The organism is Pseudomonas sp. LBUM1653 (genome assembly GCF_059716115.1).
Window position 1 is genome coordinate 4,120,217 of record NZ_CP166803.1, and the last position, 22,159, is coordinate 4,142,375.

20 protein-coding genes are annotated in these 22,159 nt (G+C 60.3%); 11 read left to right on the plus strand and 9 right to left on the minus strand.

From position 1 onward, the window contains the following. Window positions 1–118: 118 nt before the first annotated feature. Window positions 119–448, plus strand: coding sequence for a hypothetical protein (locus ACA054_RS18330; RefSeq protein ID WP_497685511.1), 330 nt, complete (start codon window positions 119–121; stop codon window positions 446–448). Window positions 449–534: 86 nt separating this feature from the next. On the opposite strand, the gene cynR is transcribed toward ACA054_RS18330, so the two are convergent. Continuing rightward, window positions 535–1,416, minus strand: a complete 882-nt coding sequence (cynR, locus tag ACA054_RS18335) for a transcriptional regulator CynR (protein ID WP_497685512.1) — start codon at window positions 1,414–1,416, stop codon at window positions 535–537. Between the two features lie 121 nt (window positions 1,417–1,537). On the opposite strand from cynR, the gene cynS reads away from it, so the two are divergent. Both cynS and ACA054_RS18345 read left to right on the plus strand, forming a co-directional pair. Then, window positions 1,538–2,005: a cyanase gene (gene cynS, locus ACA054_RS18340; RefSeq protein ID WP_497685513.1), complete on the plus strand. Its 468-nt coding sequence runs from the start codon at window positions 1,538–1,540 to the stop codon at window positions 2,003–2,005. A 60-nt stretch (window positions 2,006–2,065) separates the two neighbouring features. Continuing rightward, the gene (locus ACA054_RS18345; RefSeq protein ID WP_497685514.1) at window positions 2,066–2,725 is read left to right on the plus strand and encodes a carbonic anhydrase; all 660 of its coding nucleotides are present in this window, start codon (window positions 2,066–2,068) and stop codon (window positions 2,723–2,725) included. A 43-nt stretch (window positions 2,726–2,768) separates the two neighbouring features. Here the strand turns inward: ACA054_RS18345 and ACA054_RS18350 are convergent, their stop codons facing one another. Continuing rightward, a complete protein-coding gene (locus ACA054_RS18350; RefSeq protein WP_497685515.1) occupies window positions 2,769–4,271 on the minus strand; it encodes an aldehyde dehydrogenase family protein in 1,503 nt (500 codons plus the stop codon). A 165-nt stretch (window positions 4,272–4,436) separates the two neighbouring features. Here ACA054_RS18350 and ACA054_RS18355 point away from each other — a divergent pair, with 165 nt between their 5' ends. Together ACA054_RS18355 and ACA054_RS18360 are read left to right on the plus strand one after the other, a co-directional pair. Further along, entirely contained in the window at window positions 4,437–5,228 is a 792-nt protein-coding gene (locus tag ACA054_RS18355) for an N-acetylmuramidase domain-containing protein (protein ID WP_497685516.1), read from the plus strand. Between the two features lie 293 nt (window positions 5,229–5,521). Then, the gene (locus ACA054_RS18360) at window positions 5,522–6,037 is read left to right on the plus strand and encodes an HvfX family Cu-binding RiPP maturation protein (RefSeq protein WP_497685517.1); all 516 of its coding nucleotides are present in this window, start codon (window positions 5,522–5,524) and stop codon (window positions 6,035–6,037) included. A gap of 129 nt (window positions 6,038–6,166) precedes the next feature. Here the strand turns inward: ACA054_RS18360 and ACA054_RS18365 are convergent, their stop codons facing one another. Then, window positions 6,167–7,141, minus strand: a complete 975-nt coding sequence (locus tag ACA054_RS18365) for a nitrilase-related carbon-nitrogen hydrolase (RefSeq protein WP_497685518.1) — start codon at window positions 7,139–7,141, stop codon at window positions 6,167–6,169. A gap of 95 nt (window positions 7,142–7,236) precedes the next feature. Further along, complete coding sequence (locus tag ACA054_RS18370; protein ID WP_497685519.1) at window positions 7,237–8,169, minus strand: GlxA family transcriptional regulator; 933 nt, start codon at window positions 8,167–8,169, stop codon at window positions 7,237–7,239. Window positions 8,170–8,372: 203 nt separating this feature from the next. Here ACA054_RS18370 and ACA054_RS18375 point away from each other — a divergent pair, with 203 nt between their 5' ends. Continuing rightward, window positions 8,373–11,861, plus strand: coding sequence for a hypothetical protein (locus ACA054_RS18375; RefSeq protein ID WP_497685520.1), 3,489 nt, complete (start codon window positions 8,373–8,375; stop codon window positions 11,859–11,861). Between the two features lie 45 nt (window positions 11,862–11,906). Here the strand turns inward: ACA054_RS18375 and ACA054_RS18380 are convergent, their stop codons facing one another. From ACA054_RS18380 to ACA054_RS18395, 4 genes are all read right to left on the minus strand, one after another. Continuing rightward, window positions 11,907–12,986, minus strand: a complete 1,080-nt coding sequence (locus ACA054_RS18380; protein WP_497685521.1) for a putative urea ABC transporter substrate-binding protein — start codon at window positions 12,984–12,986, stop codon at window positions 11,907–11,909. A gap of 38 nt (window positions 12,987–13,024) precedes the next feature. Further along, complete coding sequence (locus ACA054_RS18385) at window positions 13,025–13,963, minus strand: hypothetical protein (protein WP_497685522.1); 939 nt, start codon at window positions 13,961–13,963, stop codon at window positions 13,025–13,027. Between the two features lies 1 nt (window position 13,964). Next, window positions 13,965–15,014, minus strand: coding sequence for an isopenicillin N synthase family dioxygenase (locus tag ACA054_RS18390; protein WP_497685523.1), 1,050 nt, complete (start codon window positions 15,012–15,014; stop codon window positions 13,965–13,967). Between the two features lie 257 nt (window positions 15,015–15,271). Continuing rightward, window positions 15,272–15,892, minus strand: coding sequence for a cell wall hydrolase (locus ACA054_RS18395; protein ID WP_497685524.1), 621 nt, complete (start codon window positions 15,890–15,892; stop codon window positions 15,272–15,274). Window positions 15,893–16,036: 144 nt separating this feature from the next. Here ACA054_RS18395 and ACA054_RS18400 point away from each other — a divergent pair, with 144 nt between their 5' ends. Next, a complete protein-coding gene (locus tag ACA054_RS18400) occupies window positions 16,037–16,888 on the plus strand; it encodes a CAP domain-containing protein (protein ID WP_497685525.1) in 852 nt (283 codons plus the stop codon). A 57-nt stretch (window positions 16,889–16,945) separates the two neighbouring features. Here the strand turns inward: ACA054_RS18400 and ACA054_RS18405 are convergent, their stop codons facing one another. Continuing rightward, complete coding sequence (locus ACA054_RS18405; RefSeq protein ID WP_497685526.1) at window positions 16,946–17,077, minus strand: DUF2474 family protein; 132 nt, start codon at window positions 17,075–17,077, stop codon at window positions 16,946–16,948. A gap of 185 nt (window positions 17,078–17,262) precedes the next feature. On the opposite strand from ACA054_RS18405, the gene moaA reads away from it, so the two are divergent. The 4 genes from moaA to chrA all read left to right on the plus strand — a co-directional run bounded on the left by moaA (window position 17,263) and on the right by chrA (window position 21,915). After that, on the plus strand, window positions 17,263–18,261 hold the full coding sequence (gene moaA / locus ACA054_RS18410) for a GTP 3',8-cyclase MoaA (protein ID WP_497685527.1): 999 nt from the start codon (window positions 17,263–17,265) through the stop codon (window positions 18,259–18,261). A 5-nt stretch (window positions 18,262–18,266) separates the two neighbouring features. Beyond that, entirely contained in the window at window positions 18,267–19,166 is a 900-nt protein-coding gene (locus ACA054_RS18415; protein ID WP_497685528.1) for a bestrophin family protein, read from the plus strand. Between the two features lie 949 nt (window positions 19,167–20,115). After that, window positions 20,116–20,382, plus strand: coding sequence for a cyclic pyranopterin monophosphate synthase MoaC (locus tag ACA054_RS18420; RefSeq protein ID WP_497685529.1), 267 nt, complete (start codon window positions 20,116–20,118; stop codon window positions 20,380–20,382). Between the two features lie 174 nt (window positions 20,383–20,556). After that, a complete protein-coding gene (gene chrA / locus ACA054_RS18425; protein ID WP_497685530.1) occupies window positions 20,557–21,915 on the plus strand; it encodes a chromate efflux transporter in 1,359 nt (452 codons plus the stop codon). The last annotated feature ends 244 nt before the right edge of the window (window positions 21,916–22,159 follow it).

Genomic DNA, 22,159 nt, shown 5'->3' on the forward strand with positions numbered 1-22,159 from the left:
ATTTCGGCGGACGACTGCTGACGTCCTGGTTTCGGTGCCAGGGATCAACTAACCGATGGGCTACTTGTATTAGCGAATCAACTTTGAAAGATCACCAAATGGTCAAGGGAGCTTTATCATGAATCTGAACAATCAACCTACTATCGAAGAACTGGCTCGTATGTTCGCGGCGCAAAAAGACAGCCACGACAGCCATATCCTGTGGATCAGCAAATCGGGCCAGGTGCATATCGACTGCCTGTCGCCACATGCCCATGAAGCGGAGTTCGACCAGAACAACCAGAACCTGCTCGCCCGACTGAAAATGTACCGTCGCGGCCAGGGCTATGTCGGCAAGAAAGCCGCAGCCGACAAGAACTTCATCGGTAATGTTCTGCAAACGCTGAAACAGGCCTGGGACTCGCTGCAGAACCAGAACGAAGTTCGGGTGATTGACCGGTTCTACTGATTGAAGTGAGTTATCGCTGACTTGCTAATAAAAAGGGCCTACTCCCAATAGGAGCAGGCCCTTTTTAATGCCCGGTATTCCTGCGATCAAGAGAACTCAGTGCCCAGCACCATCTCCATAAACGCCACCGACGCCGCACTGTGATAATTGTTCTTGCGCCGAAGCAGCGCGGCCCCGCGCTTGGGTCCCTCACCCATCAATGGAATCCTGCGCAACGCACGTTCTGAAGTGGCGATGGGCTCCGGGAGGATCGTGGCAATGGCGGTGTGCTGAATGACCTCCAGCAGCGTATTGACCGAATTGACCTCGATGGCCACCTTGGGCGTGATCTGCGCTGTGACGAAGTACTCATCAATACAGGTACGAGTGATGAAGTCCGGGCTCAACAGCGCAAATTCCAGTAGCGCCACTTCTTCAGCGCTCAACGCAGTCTGGCTTTCATACAGCGGGTGAGCCCGGCCCACCATCAATCCCAGCGTTTCGGTAAACGCCGGGATCGATTCAATCTCGGCATTTCTCACCTGATCGAACGCAATCGCGATGTCCAGCGAATCATCTGCCAGCCCCGCCTCGATGTCGGCCATCGACAACTCGAAAATCTGCAGATGGATGTTCGGGTAGCGCGCCACGTAATCGCGCACCAGCGGCCCTACCAGATAGGCCATGAAGGTGGGCGTCATGGCCAGGCGCAAGGTGCCACGGGACAAGTCCTTCACGTCATGCAGCGCACGTTTGCCCGCCTCCAGTTCCACAAGTACCCGCCGGGCGCATTCAATATAGGCCTCGCCCGCGTCAGTGGGCTTGACCGTGCGCGAGGTGCGGTCAAACAGACTGACGCCGAGTGTTTCTTCCAACTGCCGAATCTGTTGCGACAGTGTCGGCTGGGACACGTGCAGTACTTCGGCGGCGCGGGTAAAGCCGCCGTTGTCGGCGACGGCCAGCAAGTAACGCAGATGACGCAGCAACATGGAATCACCATCTATAGGCAGTACTTATGCATCGCATTGTATATCGGTCTTGGACGCTATTAATGGATCGGCAGAAGATTGCTTCACACCCAGCACATCTCACTGCGACAGGAGAATCACCATGCAACAGTCCCACGCCTATAACGATCCAAGCCTGGCCCTGACCACTGAACTACTGGATGCCAAGGCGCGTAAAAACCTGTCCTGGCAGGAACTGGCTGAAGGCACTGGCCTTGGCCTGGCCTACGTCACCGCTGCCCTGCTCGGCCAACACCCGCTGCCGGAAAGTGCCGCCAAAGTGATTGGCGAAAAACTTGACCTGGACGCCGACGCCGTCGCTCGCCTGCAGATCATTCCGCTGCGCGGCAGCCTCTCGGGTGTCCCGACTGACCCGACGATCTACCGCTTCTACGAAATGATCCAGATCTACGGCACCACATTGAAAGCCCTGGTTCATGAGCAATTCGGCGACGGCATCATCAGCGCGATCAACTTCAAGCTCGACCTGAAGAAAGTCGAAGACCCGGAAGGCGGCTCCCGCGCCGTGATTACCCTCGATGGCAAGTTCCTGCCCCTGCGTCCTTTCTAAGTTGATAGCGGCCCGCACCCACGTGCGGGCCAAACCCGGCTCACCCCTGAGGACGCAAACATGCAAGCGCTCATTAAAGGTTTCTTGAAGTTCCAGAAGGAAGTCTTTCCGCAACGCACCGACCTGTTCAAACACCTGGCCACCACGCAACATCCCGGCACCTTGTTCATCACCTGTTCCGACAGCCGCGTCGTGCCGGAACTGCTGACCCAGCAAGAACCCGGTGAGCTGTTCGTCATCCGTAACGCCGGCAACATCGTGCCCTCCTACAGCCCCCATCCCGGCGGTGTGTCGGCCACGGTGGAGTACGCAGTCGCCGTGCTGGGCGTGACCGATATCGTGATCTGCGGCCATTCCGACTGCGGCGCGATGACGGCGGTGGCCAAGTGCACATGCATGGACCACCTGCCCGCCGTCAGCGGTTGGCTGCAACATGCCGAATCGGCGAAGGTCATCAACGAGTCGCGGCCACACGCGGATGACGCGGCGAAAGTCAGCTCGATGGTGCGCGAGAACGTCATCGCGCAATTGGCGAACATCCAGACCCATCCGAGCGTGCGCCTGGCGCAGGAAAAAGGCCTGTTGAACCTGCATGGCTGGGTGTACGACATCGAGACCGGCTCGATCGATGCGCTGGATGCCAGCAGCCGCACTTTCGTGTCGCTGGCCGAGCACCCGACGACTTGCGCCGTATATGGCAAAGCCGTCGAAGCCGCCTGAGCTTGACCGCAGCGACCGCCCAGGCAGTCGCTGCGCAAGATTTTTAGCGTTTGACCGACAGATCGACCTGGGTCATGCGACTGCGAATGGTAAACACACCATCGCCCGAGAGAATCGCGCTGCGCGCAAACAGGCGCCCGCTCTCCCAGTTCGACAAGCCCAGTTCCGGCTTGTTGAGTGCGTACTGACCATCGACCCAACGGGTAATTCCGTTGCCGACAAAGGGCGCATTGACCGCGTTGTAGAAGCGTTCCTGTGTCGCGGCATCTTCACTGAGCAGCGACACAGTGAATTGCGGACTGTAGCGGTTGAACAAGACGATGGCGCTGTCCAGGTCGTCGACGATCTTCAGGCTGACTTCCGGGGTTTCTTCCCATTCCCACTCACGACCCAATTGATCTTCCGGCAAGGGTTCGGCCAGTGCTTCGGTGCGGTAGCCTTCGGCACGGTAGACCTCGACGCTGGCGGTTTGCCAATCCGCCGGCAGGAACGATTCGCTGCCTTCCACGATGTGCAACTTGCAGCCTTGGCCGCGTGCCTTGCCGGCCTGTTGCAGCGCGTCGAGAAACAGCGGCACCAGTTCAGCGGCGCGATCGCGCTGGATCAGGCAGACGTTCAGGGTGTTGCAGACCTTGCGGTCGAGGGAGTTGCGCACCACGGCGGCAAAGCGCTTGGCATCGGCGTCAGCGTCGGCGATCAACCAGGCACCGCCAGTGCCATGCAGGCTGACGGCGGTGCCGGCCTGTTGCGCGATGCTGCCCAGTTGACTGACAGCGCGCCCCGAACCACGGGCCACGGCCAGTGACAGCCGGCGGTCAGCGAACATCGCCCAACCGGCGGCGTGATTGACGCTTTCCACCAGCGACACCGCACCGGTCGGCAATCCGGCGTCGTTCAGTGCCGGGTTCAGTGCGTGAGTGACGATGGCCTGGGCGGTGCCCAACGCATCACTGCCAATGCGCAGCACCGCGGTGTTACCGGTGCGCAACACACCGGCGGCATCGGCGAAGACATTCGGCCGGCCCTCGAAGACGAACGCGACGATGCCCAGTGGCGACACCACTTGCTCGACTTTCCAGCCGTCGTGCTCGACGCAACTGAGCACTTTGCCGCGGGTGGCCGACGCATCGCGCCAGGCGCGCAGGCCGGCAATCATGTCGCGGCGCATGCGCTCATCGGCCAGCAAACGCGTGGTCGAGCGGCCACGACCCTTGGCCCGTTCGATGCCGGCCAGGTTCGCGGCCTCGATCAAGGCCCAGCACTCGGGCGTCTCCAGACGTTGGGCGAACAAATCGAAGAAGGCGCTGATGGCGTTATCCGACACCGTCGACATCGCGGTAAACGCCGCTTCAGCATGTTCGATCGCGACGGCTGCCGCTTGCTGGTCAGCCACCGGGATCAGCAACAGTTCGCCGCTGACCTGCTCTACCAACAGGTGGTCACCGGGCTGAAAGCGTGCCGCCAGTTCGGGGCTGACCACAGTGACACGATTACCGGCGAAAGGGATCGGCGTGCCAGCGACTAGACGTTCGAGCGCAAGAGACATGAAGCGGTTACACCATGCAATGGGCGGGCGGAAAATGTATAGCAAAAGTCCCCGAGCGTCATCCGCCACGCCCCTGCGCCGATGATCGCAAACCCGCCTGTGCCGGCCTGGCGCACCTACGCTTAAAGCGTACCCCCCGCGTTTGCTGTTTCGAAGGAGGCCGTCATGAGCGATGAATTCAGAAGCCATGGCGCAGCTCTTGACGACGAAGGTCTGGAAAATGCCCTGGACCTGGCCAAAGTCAGCGCTGCACAACTCTGGGCTGTTCTGGCAGTAGAAACCTCCGGCAACGGATTCTTTTCCGACCGCCGTCCGAAAATCCTTTTCGAGCGTCACGTCTTCAGCCGCTTGACCCACCAGAAGTTTGACGCACAACACCCCGATATCAGCAGCAAAAGCCCTGGCAACTATGGTGCGTCGGGAGATCACCAGTACGACCGGCTGAATCAGGCTATCGGCCTGAACCGCAATGCGGCGCTGCAATGCACTTCGTGGGGGCTGGGTCAAACCATGGGGTTCAATTTCGCCTCCACAGGTTCTGCAGACGTCGAGTCGATGGTCAAGCGCATGGTCCTGTCCGAGAACGAACAACTGCTGTGTACCGTTGGCACGTTGATCGGGGGTGGTTCAGTAGCCGCGCTGCGGGCCAAGGACTGGGCGAATTTCGCCCGGCGTTACAACGGCCCCAACTACGCCATCAACAACTACGACGTGCGGCTCAGTGCCGCGTATCAAAAGTTCTCCTACGGCGGTACGCCCGACCTGAGGATTCGCACCGCGCAAACCTACCTGACGTACCTGGGCTGGCACCCCGGCAAGATTGACGGCATCGTCGGCAAACAGACCCGGGATGCGATGAATCTGTATCAGGCCCGGGAAGGTCTGGAGCAGACCACGGTGCTGGATGACGAGACGCTGGAGCATCTGCGCAGCCGAATTCTGGGGTTGTCGCTCTGATCCCGCACGAGAGACATCCCCTGTGGGAGCGAGCTTGCTCGCGAAAGCGGTCTGATAGTCAACATTGACGTCGACTGGAAGGGCCTCATCGTCGGAACGCCGCCCGGAGCAAGCTCGCTCCCACAGGGATCAGGGTGTCCTGGTTACGTATCAAAGTGTGTACAGCCCCGCCCCTGACACACCAGGCCTTCAAATACGCGCGCAAACGACACACCGCAGATACACCCGGTTGATGAAATAGGTATCAACGGGCACACCGCCGCCCGACACCCCTGCCTTGAAGGAGATCAACCATGAGCGCCACTATTTCATCGGCCGTGAAAGGCCTGCACCTGAACCTTGACCGTGCCGGCAGCTGGATCGCGCCACTGACCCTGCGGGTGTTCCTCGCCTGGGAATTCTTCGAATCAGGCCTGGAAAAATTCAATGGCGAAAACTGGTTCGCCGACATCCAGGACCGCTTCCTGTTCCCGTTCAACCACCTCCCGGCCACGCTGAACTGGGAATTGTCGATGTGGGTTGAGCTGATCTGCGCCCTCGCCCTGCTGGCGGGCCTGGCCACGCGGTTCTCGGCAATCAGCCTGATCGTGGTGACCATCATCGCGACCGCCGCGGTGCACTGGCCTGCCGACTGGTCGAGCTTGAGCGAACTGGCCCAGGGTTACTCCATCAGCAACAAAGGCTTCGGCAACTTCAAGCTGCCGCTGATCTACCTCGCCGCCCTCGTGCCGCTGCTGCTTTCGGGCCCCGGCAAGTTCAGCCTCGATGCCCTGCTGGCCCGATTCTTCTGGCGCCGCAATCAACACTGAAACGATGCCGTACTGTAGGAGCGAGCATGCTCGCGATGAGCGTCCAGACACCGCGGGCATCCAGGTTCCCCGCGAAATCGTTGACCACCATCGCGAGCAAGCTTGCTCCTACAGACAGTGGGTCAAGAATTATCGAAGCATTTCTTCCACCGCCTCAACCCCCGCCAATTGCGGATGCGCACTGCGTTCATGCACATGGGCATGCGGTGTGCGATCGATCAGCAGGCTCAGCAGTTCCGGACGGCTGTAATGGCCGCGGGAATCCATCATGCGCTTGCGCTTGTCGATCAGGCTCATGTCGAGGTCGACGATCACCTCGCCTTCACCCTCGGTCAACGCACCCAGCACCACGCCGTCCGGGCTGATGATCGCGGTGTAGCAACCGCCGGAAATCGGGCCGATCGGGCAACCGGTGTCGGCCATGATCTGCGCCTGTTGTTCCGGGTTGAGCCAGGCGGTGGAGTTGACCACAAAGCAGGCCGCTTCCAATGCGTGCTGGCGAATGCTGACTTCCATCTGCGAGGTGAACAGCGGGCCGGCAAACGAGCCGGGGTACATCGAGGCGTGGATCTGTTCGCCATCGGCCATCAAGGCGTAGCGAGCCAGCGGGTTGTAATGCTCCCAGCACGCCAGTTGGCCAATGCGCCCAACCGCGCTGTCGGTGGCGCGCAGGCCGGAACCGTCGCCCATGCCCCAGATCATCCGTTCATGGTAGGTCGGGGAGATCTTGCGGCGGCTCTGGATCAGAGTGCCGTCGGCATCGAACAGCAACTGTGTGTTGTACAACGTACCGCCGTCACGTTCGTTAACACCAATGGATACGACCATGCCGGCCTCTCTGGCTGCGGCGCCAATGGCATCGGTCGCCGCCGATGGCACAGTCACGGCCTGGTCCAGCAGCTTGAGATGTTCGGCGCCCATTGCAAAGGGCGCCTGGACGAACGAGAAATACGGGTAGTACGGCACGATGGTTTCCGGAAACACGGCGAACTGCACGCCCTGCCCGCCGAGCTCGAGAATCTTCTCGACGACTTTATTGACGGTGCCTTCACGGCTATAGAGCACGGGGCTAATTTGTACGGCAGCGGCTTTGACGAAGGTCATGGCGGCGATCTCATTGGGGGAATGGGCTTCAACGAGATAAATATTACGTCAATCATATTCAGTCTTGAATGTCGTATACACCACCTTTTAGGACATCACCCTCGATTGGCCCGTTGTATCACTTGCGGCGGTTGCCCGAACGCACGAATAAAGGCCCGACGCATGCGCTCCCTGTCACCAAACCCGGTTTCGGTCGCCACCACATCGATCGAGTGTCGGCCGGTTTCCATCATCAACCGCGCGGACTCCACCCGCAGGCTTTCGATGGCCTTGGCCGGTGATTGCCCGGTTTCGGCATTGAACACCCGGCTGAATTGTCGAGGACTGAGATTGGCGGCGTTGGCCAACGCTTCGACCGACAGTTCGGACTTCAGATTCTGCTTGGCGTAAGTCAGCGCAGCCTGGATGCGATCGGTCTTGGGCTGCAACTCCAGCATGACCGAAAACTGCGACTGCCCGCCTGCCCGGCGGTGATACACCACCAACTGCCGGGCTACCCGCCGCGCGACTTCGCCACCCAGATCCATCTCGACCAGCGCCAGCGCCAGATCGACGCAAGCGCTCATGCCCGCTGCCGTCCAGAGATTGCCATCGTTGATGAAGATGCGGTCCTCTTCGACCTTGATCCTGGGGTACGCCCGCTGCAGCGACGCGGCGTGACACCAGTGAGTGGTCGCCCGCCGGCCATCGAGCAAACCGGCCTCGGCCAGAGCAATGGCGCCAGTGCAGATCGAACCCAGGCGCCGGGTGTTCCGGCTGGCGTGACGCAAAAACTCGACCATGCCCGTTGATACCGGGCGAATCTCGTTATCGCCCATCACTAACAACGTATCGAACGAACGCTGGCCAAACGCTGTGGTTTCCACGGCAAAACCGGCGGAGGTTTGCACCATGCCGCCGTGTTCGGACAGCGAGGCAATGCTGTAAACCGGCTCATGCATAGCGTTATTGGCCAGTTCGAACACGGCGCACATGGCCAGGCCCAGTACCTGGAAACCGGGGTAAACAATGAGTCCGATGTGTTGCATGGTGGTTGCCCCGAATGACCTTAAAGGTGGCATGAGCGGTTATTCAGCCAGAGCACCGCACTGTACGCCTGCCGCTATAGTGCCGGGTAAAAAACCGTCCGATGGCAATTCGGTCAGACAATCGTCCATTCAGGCCATGCCCCTTCATTTATTGGGTCTATAAATAACAGTACACAGTTGGCCGCAAAGAAGAGGCGCAGGCCATGGACAGCAAGGATTCGGGCACAAATCTGGCCTTCTGGTTGCCAGGCAGTGCAGTCATCCTGAGTCTGGTGGTATCGATGTTCGCCCTCACCCGCGAGCCGTTCCTTGAACCGCGCCCCATCGGTGCCCAGTTCCAGGCGCAACTGCCTATCGAGGCCCGGCTGTGGCAGGACCCTTTCGACGCCGTGGAGCGTTATCGCAAGAAGCTTGTCGAGAGCAAGAACCCGGACGCCGAGAACGTTTGCAGCCCCGACCTCTCTCCCCTGAGTGCAGGACAATCGGCGCCTGACATCATGGTCGCGCTGGTCGAGGGCGGTCCCTACGCCGATGAAGTCGAACGGCGTCGTCGCATTCGCTATGCCTTGCTGGCCGGGTTCAAGAATTCCCATCGGGTGCCGGATCAGGAGCAGTACATCCACTGCCTGAAACTGGCCGCCAACCTGTCACTCGATGCGCCGCAAAAAACCGCTTTTGTCGATGCGCCCTACGAAGTGTTCGTATCCAATCCCTTCGATCCACCGCTGGCGCTTGAAGGCAAGCCACCGGCGCCCGACCGCACGATCGTGTTCTGGCTGAAACAGGACGCGCTCGGCTCGACTCCGCTGCAACAGCTCGAGACGCTACGCGCCAGCCTCAACAAAAAAGTCGCCATGGCCTGCGCGCCAGCACCCTGCGCCGAGCCTGCGGCCAATGCCGTGCTGAAGGTCATCGGCCCTTCGACCTCGACCGTGCTGCGCGACATGTTCCAGGACCAGGACATTGGCAAGGCTTCGGCGAACATCGAAATCTACTCGCCGCTGGCTACAGCCGATAACGAGACGCTGGATCGCGGCTACCAGAAGCTTTCACCGCCGCTGCAAAACCGGCAACCCATGAAGTTGCTGCGCACCGTCAGCGACGACGGCACCATGACCCAACTCATGCTCGATGAGTTGAAGTTGCGCCGCGTGGACCCGGCCGCTGGCGTACGCTGTGGTGAGGGCAAACTGCGCCGGATCGGCTCACCCTGCACCGGCAATCTTCGCCGCAGCGGCAACCGCATCGCGTTGATTTCCGAGTGGGACAGCTTCTACAGCCGTGCCCTGATCGAAAGCTTCAAGTTGCAGGTGGCCAAGGACGCCCGACTCGGTGACGGTGAAAACCATAGGGGCGCTGTCGACCAGTGGATTTTGCGCTTCAGTTACTTGCGCGGTCTCGACGGACGGCTGCCGGAAGAATCGGCGAGCACCGATAAAACCGCCAGTTTCGATGCCAGCAAAAGCGCCCGTGGCGCATCCGCAATCGACCTCAGCCCACTGGAAAAATCCGATGGCAATTCCCAGCTCGATTACCTGCGACGCCTGGCCGACCACATCGCCAGCGAAGACGCGGCCTATCGACGCGATGGCGAAAGCGGCATCGGCGCCATCGGCATCCTCGGTGTCGATGCCTACGACAAGCTGTTGGTACTGCAGGCACTCAAGAACCGGATGCCGTACAAACTGTACTTCTCCACCGATCTTGACGCACGCATGCTGCAACGGGGCCAGGCGCAAACCACGCGCAACCTAATCCTCGCCGCGCCCTATGGCCTGACGCTGACCCGCGCCCTGCAACAGGACGTGCCGCCGTTTCGCGACAGCCTGCAAAGTGCAGTGTTCATCTCGGTACTGGCCGCGTTGGCCCCACAATCATTCGATGCCAAGCGTGCGAAATTCGACTATTCCAAATCGGAGCTGCTCTCGCCGGGCATCTATGAAGTGGGCATCAGTGGTTTCATTCCCCTGGCCACGCGACTGGGCGCCTCGCGCCCGATCAGTTGCCAGGCACCCACCCAATCCCAGTCGGATCGCGGCATTGCGCCTCACGATCTTATGGCGCTTCGCTGCCTGCAAGATCCCTCGCCACCGCCCTACCCTGAGCCCTCCAGGTCACTGCGCGAGCGTTTCAAACAAAGCCAATCGTTCTTTTGGGCGGGACCTTTGACGCTCACCCTGCTGACCATCGCCGCGTTCATCCTCTGGTGGCGCATCGAGGGTCCCCAGGATGAACACGACACGCGACTGGCATGGGTGCGCGGCGTACCCATTACGCTGTTCATGGTTGCGGCGGCCTGCGCCTTCATTGCCACGCGCTATTGGCATGCGGAGTTCCTGTGGTTCACCTTCGTACTGGTGCTGCTGGGCATCCTGTCTTCGAACCTGGTCCGCCGCTCCACGCGGCGACTGGCACTGGCCCAGGACGCGACGGCGAGTTTGACCCCGGGCTCACACGATGCCTGGGCGTGGTACATCGTGGTCCCGCTGGTGGCGTTCATCCTCGCGTTGATGCTGGCGTACCAGATGCGCAGCACCTTGACCGACAACGGCCTCGGCGAACCGATGTTCCTGCTCGAAGGCATCAGTGCCTGGCCGACCGTGGCCCTGCGCCTGCTGGCCGTGCTGATCTCGCTCTCGGCGTTGACCTGGGGCTGGCGCAAACTGCGCATCAACCGCGCTGAAATCGAAAGCGCCTTTCATTTGCGCCTGCACATGCGCAAATACCAGACGACCCTGTGGGGCCAGGTGCGACGTTTGGTCCGCCGCGGCAAAGGCTGGAGCTTGCGCCGCTGGTGCAATGAACTGGGCCATTGGCTGCTGCTGATTTTCTTCCCGCTGATGAGCGCCAGCGAAGACTGGTCGAAGTCCTGCGCGGCCGCCCAGGCCCGCTGCACGGACGGACGCAAGATGATCGTCGTTGCGCGCTTCTGGGGTGAGCACTGCATCTGCGGCTCATTCGGTGCCCGCCTGTTGCGGGCGATACTCGCCACTTGGGCCTACGTCGTGGTCACCAGCGTGCTGTTCGTGATCTGGCCCATGGAAGGCATGCCCGTGCGCGGCGCATCGGCGTGGTGGATGATAACCTGGCTGATTCCAACCCTGATTTTCCAGTTGCTGGTGTTCTGGGTCATGGACGCCAACCTGTTGCTGACCCGCTTCATCCGTCATCTGAGCGAGCACCATGCGATCTGGCCGGGGACTTTGCAGGCCGAGCACAAGAAAATCTTCGGCATGCTCAAGCATCCCTGCATCGATGAGTGGGTGGATCTGCAGCTGATCGCCAAGCGTACGTCGGCGGTCAACCGGCTGATCTACGCGCCGACTGCGGTGCTGTTGATCCTGCTGGCCTCGCGCAGCAGCCTGTTCGACAACTGGCCGACGCCGCCAGGGCTGATGATTTCCTACCTGCTGACCGCGTTGCTGCTGCTCAGCTCCGCGCTGACCCTGCGGCGAGCCGCGGAAAAGGCCCGCACGGTGGCCTTGCAACGACTCGACGCCTATTTGCTGGAAACACCGGAATCGTCGCCCGGCTATGCCAAATTCAAGATGATCCGCGAACGGGCGTCAACGCTCAACACCGGTTCGTTCTCGCGCTATTCCGAAGATCCGTTGATCCGTTCACTGCTGCTGTCCCTGACCGGTATCGGCGGCTCGGCGATTGTCGATGCGTTGAATTATGCGAAGTTTTAACGGCAAGCCATGGGCGCTCAAACCCACGCCCATGGCCACGAGGGATCACAGCTGGTTGGTCATCGCCATGTTCACGAACCGGGTATCGAAGCGCAGCTTGATGTTGTTCTTGTCGCCGAGGGTCGAGCCATCGGCGAACTGCATGCCCACCGCATCAGCGCTGGTGGCGGCCTGGCCGAGCAATCCCTTGGCGAAAGAGAAGGTGCGGACCTTGTCCATGGTATTGCGGATAGCCTCGGAACTGGCGAATTCGTAGGCCGTGGTCGGCGTGTAGAACAGCATGGTTTGCGTGAGTTGATCCTCGTACCCCTTCAAATCGGTGCCCGAACGTTCGGCCATCGAAGTGCGTGCGGCGATGGCTGGCCCATTGTCGCCGGACATCAATTGCAAGGTCTCGAACCACGCGCCCACCAACGCCTTGCCCAGTTCCGGGTTGGCCGTCAGTGTCGCTGTGTTCACCGCCATCATGTCGATGATCTCGCCGGGAATTTCCCTGGACGTGAAGACCTGGACCGCCGTCGGCGATTGCTTCATCACCATGCTCAACTGCGGGTTCCACAGCGCCGCCGCTGTCACGCCAGGTGTGGTGAAAGAGGCCACCGCATCAGCGTCGGAGGTGTTCATGATCTTGATGTCGCGCTGGCTAAGGCCGTGGATGTCCAGGGCCCGGGACATCAGGTAGTCGGAGACCGACAGTTCCACCAGATTGACCTGCTGGCCCTTGATGTCGGCAAAGGTCTTGCCGTGTTTGAGGACAATCGCGTCGTTGCCGTTGGAGTAGTCGCCGAGGATCAGCCCGGTGGTGTCCACGCCGTTGGCGCTCGGAATGGTCAAGGCATCCATGTTGGTCATGCCGCAGGCATCGAATGCACCGGCGGCGTACTGGTTAATCGACTCGATATAGTCATTGAGCTGAACCAGTTCGATCTTGATGCCGTACTTTTCGGCCCATTTGTCGATGATCCCGTGTTCACTGGCGTAGCCCCATGGCATCCAGCCGGAATAGATCGACCAGGCCACCTTGAACGTCTGCTTTTTCTCGGCGGCAGAGGCACCGGAAGCGAGAATGGTCAGGGCCAGCAACACGGCTGCAAAACGGTAAAACACGCACGAGAATGCCTTCATGTAAACCTCACGGGTTATGAATAGGGGACGCAATGAGTTCAAACGAGCGGCTGGGTATAGCGGCGCAATGTCGGTGATTCGCGCTCATACCATCGCGCGGCGCTGCTGGTGAATCCGGTGCACGGCGAGTAGCTGACTTGCGGTTCCAGCGTGTCGATGATGAACACCCGTTCGCAGGCCTTGCCATCAATCAGCAACCTCTGGATGACCTGAACGCCGTCAGCCTGAAGTTCGAAACCGTCCAGTGAGATCAGGGGCTGGCCCACTCGCGCGGGACAGGTCGAGAGCGTCACGTTGTAGCCTTCGTCGAGCGAGCCCCGAGCCACCGAGGTTTCAAAGTTGAACGCACGGCTCAGCCATTGCGGATCTTCGCCGTGCCGGGCGACCAACTCTCGCAGGGGCGCACCGCTCTCAAGCGGATGTGAACGCCCCAGCACCAGCGCGGCATGTTCACCACAAACGATCAAACCGCCGCCTCGATGACGCACGACACCGCTCTCCAGTTCCTTTTCCTCCATCAGGCGCAGACCAATCAATGCTCCCGGCGCCGAAGATTGCAGACGCCAGTCTTCGACATAGGCCCCGCTGGGCGCGAACTCGATCATGCAGTTGCCGATGCGCTTGAGCAGCCCCGGCTCAGGCCAGCGATTGTGCAACTGGAAGGACGTGTCAGTGTGCCAACTGAGAACCTCGCCTTCCCATGAACAGAGGGCTTCCCAGCCTTCGTAGTTGGCCAGTTGCTGCAATTGTTCAGCGCTGTACTCCAGCAACGGTTTGGCTGTCACCTGGTGTTCTTCCAGCGGCAGGCGCAAATCGATAGTGAAGTTGCGACTTTGAAACCAGCACACATGGGTCTGCGTGTCAGTCAGGCCGTCGGCAAAGCTGATCGCCCGGCGTTTGTAGAAGCCCAGCATCCAGTCCGGAACGCCTTGCGCCGGTCGTTGCGGGTAGAGCGCGACAAGGTCAGTGATGTGCATATCAAATCTCCATGGCGCGGGCGGTACGGCCGAATGAGGACAAGCCCTTTGCCCCTTTCGGCAACTGCAACTCACCGTTGGCCAGGCGCTGCTTGAGGTAGCGAAAGGTTTGCAGGGTTTGCGCATACAAATGCTCGCCACAGGCAACCGGAACGTAGCGGCTGGGCGTTTGCGGATCGACCAGTTGCGCAATGGGCTCGATGACCGTGTCGTAATCACAAGCGCAAAACATCGGGAACGAGTAACGCTCCTGGGCGACTTTACGCACCCGATGCGCCGTGGCCACGTAGGTGCCGTTGCTCAGCACCTCCATCATGTCGCCGATATTGATGACAAACGCGCCCTCCACCAACGGCACATCGATCCACTGCCCTGCACCGTTCAACACTTCGAGTCCTGGCGCGGTCGGCAACAGGATGGTGAAGCACTCATAGTCGGTGTGTGCACCGATACCGGGACGATCCACCGGCGCATCCGGCGAGAATGGATAGTGGATCAACCGCAGTTGGCTGGGCGGGTTGCTGACCCATTGAGTGAAGGCGTTTTCCGCTAGCCCCAATGCCAGTGCGAAGCCTCGAAAAAGCGTGAGATTGAGGCTGAATACCGCATCATAATAAGCCTTGATGTCCTGCTTGAATCCCGGCAACGCCGGCCAGCGATTGGCCCCCAGCATCGGTCGCGTCCCCTGCGGCAACAGGTAATCGAAACCGACATCGAAGGCCTCCTTGTGATCGATGCTGCCCTCGACGAACTGCTCTTCGCCCTCCGGTACATAGCCGCTGTGGTTGCTCGAAAGCCCGATGTAATCCTGCATCTTCTGTTCGAGCGGCTGGGCGAAATACTCCTCCGTCCGTTGCTTGAGGCGACTGATGATCTGCGGGTCGATACCGTGTCCGGTCACATACAGAAATCCCGCTTGCGAGGCCGCTCGCCCCAATGCCGCGGCGGTTTCGACGCGATCGGCCTGCCTGTCTGAGAACAGTCCGCGAATATCTACAAGCGGCAGGGTTTTAAACGCTGAGTGAGGGGTAATTCGAGGCGTGGGCGCCATAAGTAACCTCCTGATGATTAGTCAAAATGTCACCTGGTCGTCCAGATATCGCAGAGCCGCGAGGCCTCCGGGTCGTCCCGGATCAGTCGCACAGAAAAGGTGCTTGAGGGGTGGAGCAATGTGCGTGCCACGTTTGCCCACGGTGAAGAGTGCAGGGTTATCCGATTGATTTAAAAGGCCCAACTTATAGCTGGCGCAATGAGTTCTTTATTCAAAGGTGCGAGCAAAGCACCAGAATGGAGCGATAGCGCCCGCGATCACTTCGCATCTCCACCATGGGGCTTGTAGAACCTGAACAACCCGATGTTGGCCGTATTAGTGTACTCCCTGGCCCAATCCGGCTTCACCGTGCGGTCATGGAAATACAGCGCGCCTTTGGTGCGATCCGGCAATTGTTTGTTCAGTGCCTTGCGCGCTATTTCCTTTGCCATCGCATAAGGCACTTCTTCCTGTACCGAATCGGAACGGCCGTCGCACCACCAGGAGAACTGGCAGCTCCTGGTTTCCGAGCCCTGCTTGACCACACCGCACACGGTATCGGGAAAACCCTCGTGGCCGAGGCGGTTCATGACCACATTGGCCACCGCTTCCATGTCGGCCGCGTTCTTGCCTTTGGCTTCCCAGTAGATCGAACGGGCGAGACAGGTGATGGCGTCATCCAGCGGCGCTTTGCCCACCGGGTCCACGGCCTGGACCTCGGGCTGGGTGATGGCTTCAGACTTGGGCGTCGACGCGGGACTGCTGTTTTCTGCGGCCTTATGCTCCAGCACCTCGGCCTTGTCTTCAGCGACTTTCTGTTTTTGCTCCTGGTCGGTGGCGAATGCCGGGACGGCGAGCAGGGTCAGGGCGAGGCAGGTGGCTATCCAGTCGTGGCGCATGGTTGGGCACTACTCTGTAGGCAGTATCGCTTCAGTGTAGTATCGAAATGATTGCACCTAGGGTGCGACATCCCGGAAAAAGGCATTGCGCTCAAGGGGGGCATTTCGCGCATCATGGGCGCAGTCAGCTCAAGGAGGATTTCCATGCATTTCCTATCATCCACTCTGCGCCTTGCCGGGTTTTCACTGGGACTTCTATTTGCCGCCACCGCGCTTGCCAGCGAAGAGTCGCAACTGATCGAATCGATCAACCTCTACCGCGGGCAGTTGCAGCGTTGCGCCGGCCAAGTGTCATCGGAACTGCCGCCGCTGTCGGCCGACCCGCGGCTGGTGCTGTCCGCCGCCAGCGTCGGCAACCTGCAGCAGGCCATGGCCACTGCCGGGTATCCGATGAAGAACGTGCAGGCGATCAGCCTGTCCGGGCCGCGTGATGCACCCTCGGCCATGAAGGCGATCCAGGAAAGTTTTTGCCAGATCGTGCTCGACCCGCAATTCGTCGACGTCGGCGTCAGCCGCCAGGACCGCGAGTGGCGCATCGTCCTGGCCCGGCCATTGTTGAGCGCACGCCTGGGCGATTGGCAGGCCGAAGGGCAAAAACTGCTGGCCGAACTCAACGTCGCGCGCAGCCAACCCCGCCAATGCGGCGCGCAAGCCTTTAACGCCACTACGCCACTGACCTGGAACACCACCCTGGCGAGCGCCGCCGAAACCCAGGCGCGCAACATGGCCAACAACAACTACTTCGATCACAAGGACCGCGACGGCCGTACCCCAGGCGACCGCGCGGAACTGGCGGGCTACGACTTCCAGCAGATCGGCGAAAACATCGCCGCCGGGCAGGACAGCGTGCGCAAGGTGGTCGACGGCTGGCTGACCAGCCCCGGCCATTGCGCCAACCTGATGAACCCGCAGTTCCGCGATCTGGGCGCGGCGTATGCGGTTGATCCGAAGAGCGATGCGGGGATTTACTGGACGGTGATGTTCGGGGCGCAGTGAAACAGAAAAACCCGGAACCCTTTCATAGGTTCCGGGTTAATTGCTTTTCGTAGGAGCTCAGTGAGCGCTCATCCCGGCCGCATGCATCAACATCCGCAACGCGCCCGCCACTACACCCAACGCAACTACATTTTCATCATAGAGCCTGTCGATCAACCGGTTATTGATAGTGATTGGACGCCCTCGCAAGTTGCTCTTAGCCTGCGCTCAACAACTGTGGGAGCGAGCCGGCTCCGGGCGGCGTTCCGACGATGAACTCAAGAGCGCCGCGTTAAACCAGTAACCACGCGTTATCGTTAGCGACCATCGTCGGAACGCCGCCCGGAGCCGGCTCGCTCCCACAATTCATTCAATGCGTGCCAAGCGAGGATGTCATGTCGGAACGAGTCTTGATCGATGGGTTCTCCCGGCGCGTGGACTATCTGCGGATGTCAGTCACCGATCGCTGCGATTTCCGTTGCGTGTATTGCATGCCCGAGGACATGCAGTTCCTGCCGCGCCAACGGGTGTTGACGCTGGAAGAGATCTATCAAGTGGCGCAAAGCTTCGTCGCACTAGGTACGCGCAAGATCCGCCTGACAGGGGGCGAGCCGCTGATCCGCCCAGGCGTGGTGCAACTGTGCGAGAAGATCGCCGCCCTGCCCGGCCTGCGCGAACTGTGCATGACCACCAACGGGTCGCAGTTGGCCAGGCTTGCCGATCCCCTGTTCGAGGCCGGGGTCAAGCGCCTCAACATCAGCCTCGACTGCCTGGACCCGAAACGCTTTCGCGAGCTGACCCGCACCGGCGATCTGGCGCAGGTGATCAAGGGCATCGACGCCGCCAACAATGCCGGATTTCGCAACACCAAGCTCAACTGTGTGGTGATGAAGGGTCGCAACGATCACGAGATCAACGACCTGGTGAGCTTCGCCATCGACCGCAACCTCGACATTTCCTTCATCGAAGAAATGCCCTTGGGCACCATCGATGAACACAGCCGTGCAGAGTCGTTTTATTCCAGCGCCCAGGTTCGTGAACGGATTGCCGAACGCTACACTTTGATTGATTCTGCCGAGTCGACCCAGGGCCCTTCGCGCTACTGGCGCCTGGCCGAGGCGCCGCAGATTCGCCTGGGGTTCATTTCGCCCCACAGCCACAACTTCTGCGGCACCTGCAATCGGGTACGGCTGACCGTCGAGGGTCGTCTGCTGCTGTGCCTGGGCAACGAGCACTCCGTCGATCTCAAGGCCGTGTTGCGCAGCCACCCCGGACAGCCAGAGCGTCTGGAGAAAGTCATCATCGAGGCGATGAAGCTCAAGCCTTATCGGCACAATTTCGAAGTGAACGACGAGGTCCAGGTCATTCGCTTCATGAACATGACAGGTGGCTGAACACCATGATCGTCAGACCCAAACCCAACCTGATCGGCGTGCTGACTTCGCTCAAGGGCTCGATCGCCAAACGGATTGCCTTGCGCAGTCTGTTAGTGACACTGCTCGCCTCTGCCATCGTGCTGATCGAAACATTGCATCCAAGCTACTTTTCCAAGGTCAGCGCAACGCCGTTCACCCTGCTCGGTTTGTCGTTGTCGATCTTCATGAGTTTTCGCAACAACGCTTGCTATGACCGCTGGTATGAGGCGCGCAAGGCGTGGGGCGAGATCATCGTGGAAATCCGCTCGATGATTCGCGAAACCCAGATCATCAAGGATGCGCCTGGACGACACACAATCCTCAGCAACTTGTGTGGCTTCGCCCATGCGCTCAACGCACGCCTGCGCAAGGAAAACGAACTGGCCGCGAGTGGCGACTGGCTCGAACCGATGCCCCAGGGCAACACGAGCGATGTGAGCGGGCAGATTCTGCTGCAAGTCGGTCAACAGTGCTCGGCGCTCAATGAGTCAGGCGTGATCAGCGAATGGCGCTACACGATCATGGCCAACCATCTGACCAACCTGACCCGCGCGCAAGCGATCTGTGAACGGATCAAAAATACGCCGTTGCCGTTCCCCTACACCCTGTTGTTGCACCGGACCATCTACCTGTTCTGCATCCTGTTGCCGTTCGCCATGGCCGAACCATTGGGCTGGCTGACACCGATCTTCACCGCGATTGTCAGCTACACCTTTTTCGGCCTGGATGCGATTGCCGACGAACTGGAAGACCCGTTCGGTCGTGATGAAAACGACCTGCCCACCGACGCCATCGTGCGCAACATCGAGCGCGATGTCCTGGCGGCGTTGGGTGTGACGGAACTGCCACCACAACTGGAACCGGTGTATTTCGTGCTGAATTGATTGACCCGAGGTAACCCCTAAAACCTGGGGGAGCGGGCTTGCTCAGGTAATGCTGTTCACTTTAGGTTGGGGGGCTGCAGGTGCATATTTGGATTGGGTGTATATCCGTTGCTGCGGTAACGGCGACCTAGGGTTTCGCCCTTACGGCGAGTCACTTGGAAGAGCCCCAAGTAACCAAGGGCTCTTGCCCCTGGCGTTCGGTGCCTCGCTGTGGCTCGGCATGCCCTCGCTCCGGTCCTGCTCCGTGGGCCCGCCGCGATGGGCCATCCTTGGCCCAGCGCGGCTAAACCGGCATCCATGCCGGTTTACCCACTGCGCAGAACCGGAACGAAGCCTCTCGATGTGGCAAGAAAATCAAAAGCCAAAGCAAACGCGAGGCGGCCTTAAAGCCGACCTGATTGCAGGTCTGTCCGCGATCCAACTGTGGGAGCGAGCTTGCTCGCGATGGACTTCCAGACAACGCGTTCATCCAGACAGGGCGCGTTATCGTTGACGACCATCGCGAGCAAGCTCGCTCCCACAGGGGATTGGGGGTATCTGCAAAAATCAGGTCGGCTGTCAGGCCGCCTCGCTTTGGCTTTAGATTTTGGGGGCCCCGTTAAACTACGATGGCCGAACGCAGGCATTGCGCAGTGGGTAAACCGGCAGGACGCCGGTTTAGCCGCGCTGGGCCAGGGATGGCCCATCGCGGCGACCCACGGAGCAATGCCTTCGTTACGGCATGCCGAGCCACAGCGAGGCACCGAGTGGTGGGGCAAAGCCTTTTGGTTCCTTTTTGGCGTTTGAAAAAGGGACTCGCCGTAAGGGCGAAACCCTAAGCGGCCGTTACCGCAGCAACGGATATACCCCCAATCCAGTTCTTACATACAACCCCATGTTTAAGTGAACAGTATTGCGCTCCTACAGGGAGTTTGCTGCTCATCCCCGCGTCCCGCAAGTTTGCACCGATTTGAACGCCGGCATTGATAGCCGTCGCGGCTTCACCGTGGTCACCAGTCGTTGCAGACTGGAACTGATCCACAAAGCCGTCAGGGCCAGACTCGGCACGCTGGTCAGCCTGTTCGCGCCTACGGCCCTGACCGTGCAATGGGCGATCAAACATCGTCTCAACCAGACCGGCGTAGAACTGGAAGCGCTGACCGCCGTCAGTGTCGCCGCGCTGACCCTCTACGACATGTGCAAGGCGGTGGACCGCGGCATGGTCATCGCCAACTGACACACCGTTCTGGAAACGCGAAGACGTGGCCTCTGTCGCGCGCTGGGTCGATGCCCGTGACAGCGACCGATTCGCAGCTGAACGCTGGAAGACTGTACCGTATTAGCAACTTTCCAAAGCGTGGCATCATGGCTAAAGTCACTGGCTCAAAGCGCCTTCGCAAGGAACATCCGCTTGAGCCTGACGCCTTCGCCGAACAGCCAACCAGAACCCGCAAAGCCCGCTGCCATCAGCCTGCGAGAAGCGTTCCGCTTCTGGCTCAAGCTCGGCTTCATCAGCTTCGGCGGGCCGGCGGGGCAGATTTCGATCATGCACCAGGAACTGGTCGAGCGCCGACGCTGGATATCCGAGCGGCGTTTTCTACACGCCCTCAACTATTGCATGTTGCTACCCGGCCCCGAGGCCCAGCAACTGGCGACCTACATCGGCTGGCTGATGCACCGGACCTGGGGCGGCGTGATCGCCGGCGCGCTGTTCGTGCTGCCGTCGCTTTTCATCCTGATTGCCTTGTCGTGGGTGTATATCGCCTTCGGTGAGGTGCCGGTGGTGGCCGGGCTGTTCTACGGAATCAAGCCTGCGGTGACCGCGATCGTGTTGCAGGCAGCGCATAGAATCGGCTCCCGGGCGTTGAAAAACCGCTGGATGTGGGGCATCGCCGCCGCGTCATTCGTGGCCATCTTCGCGCTCAACGTACCCTTTCCCTTGATCGTGTTGGGGGCGGCAATCATCGGTTACTTCGGCGGGCGTCTGGCACCCGAAAAGTTCCGCACCGGTGGCCATGGCGCAGCGCAAAAATCCTTCGGCGCGGCGCTGATCGATGACGACACACCGACACCCGAACACGCCCGTTTCAGTAGCTGGAAATTGCTGCGCCTGGCCCTCATTGGCGTGGTGTTGTGGACACTGCCGATGGCCACCCTCACCGCCCTGTTCGGTTGGGACGGCACGCTGACGCAAATGAGTTGGTTCTTCACCAAAGCGGCGCTGCTGACCTTCGGCGGTGCCTACGCGGTGCTGCCGTATGTGTATCAGGGCGCGGTGGGTCATTATGGGTGGCTAACGCCGACGCAGATGATCGATGGCCTGGCCCTCGGCGAAACCACTCCAGGACCACTGATCATGGTCGTCGCCTTCGTCGGTTTCATTGGCGGCTACGTACATCAGGTGTTCGGTCCGGATCAGGCCTTTGTCGCCGGGGCCCTTGCCGCAACACTGGTGACCTGGTTCACCTTCCTGCCTTCGTTCCTGTTCATTCTCGCCGGGGGTCCCTTGGTGGAATCGACGCACAACGAACTCAAATTCACCGCGCCACTGACAGCGATTACGGCGGCGGTGGTCGGGGTGATTGTCAATCTGGCGTGCTTCTTCGGCTACCACGTACTCTGGCCCAAGGGCTTCGACAATCCCCTCGACTGGCCCTCGCTGCTGATCGCGATAGCGGCGGCGATTGCCTTGTTCCGCTTCAAGCGCGGCGTGATCGAAGTGCTGGTCGGCTGCGGGCTGATCGGCCTTGGTGTGCACCTGATGCGTTGAATCAAACATTTACACGCGCCCCATTCACCCCTAGTATCCAGCCATCCCCGGATGGCTTGTGCTACTCGCCACCGACGATTTCCGCCTCTGGAAACCCTGCGTCATGCGCAATTCGCCGTCAGAACAGCATCGGCTGTACGTCTCGACACTCGCCACTTCACAGCTGGCCGTGGGCGGCATTGCCTCATGAAACGCATCGTCAACCTGCCCATGGCCCTGCGCCGCTCCAAACTGCGTCACTCCG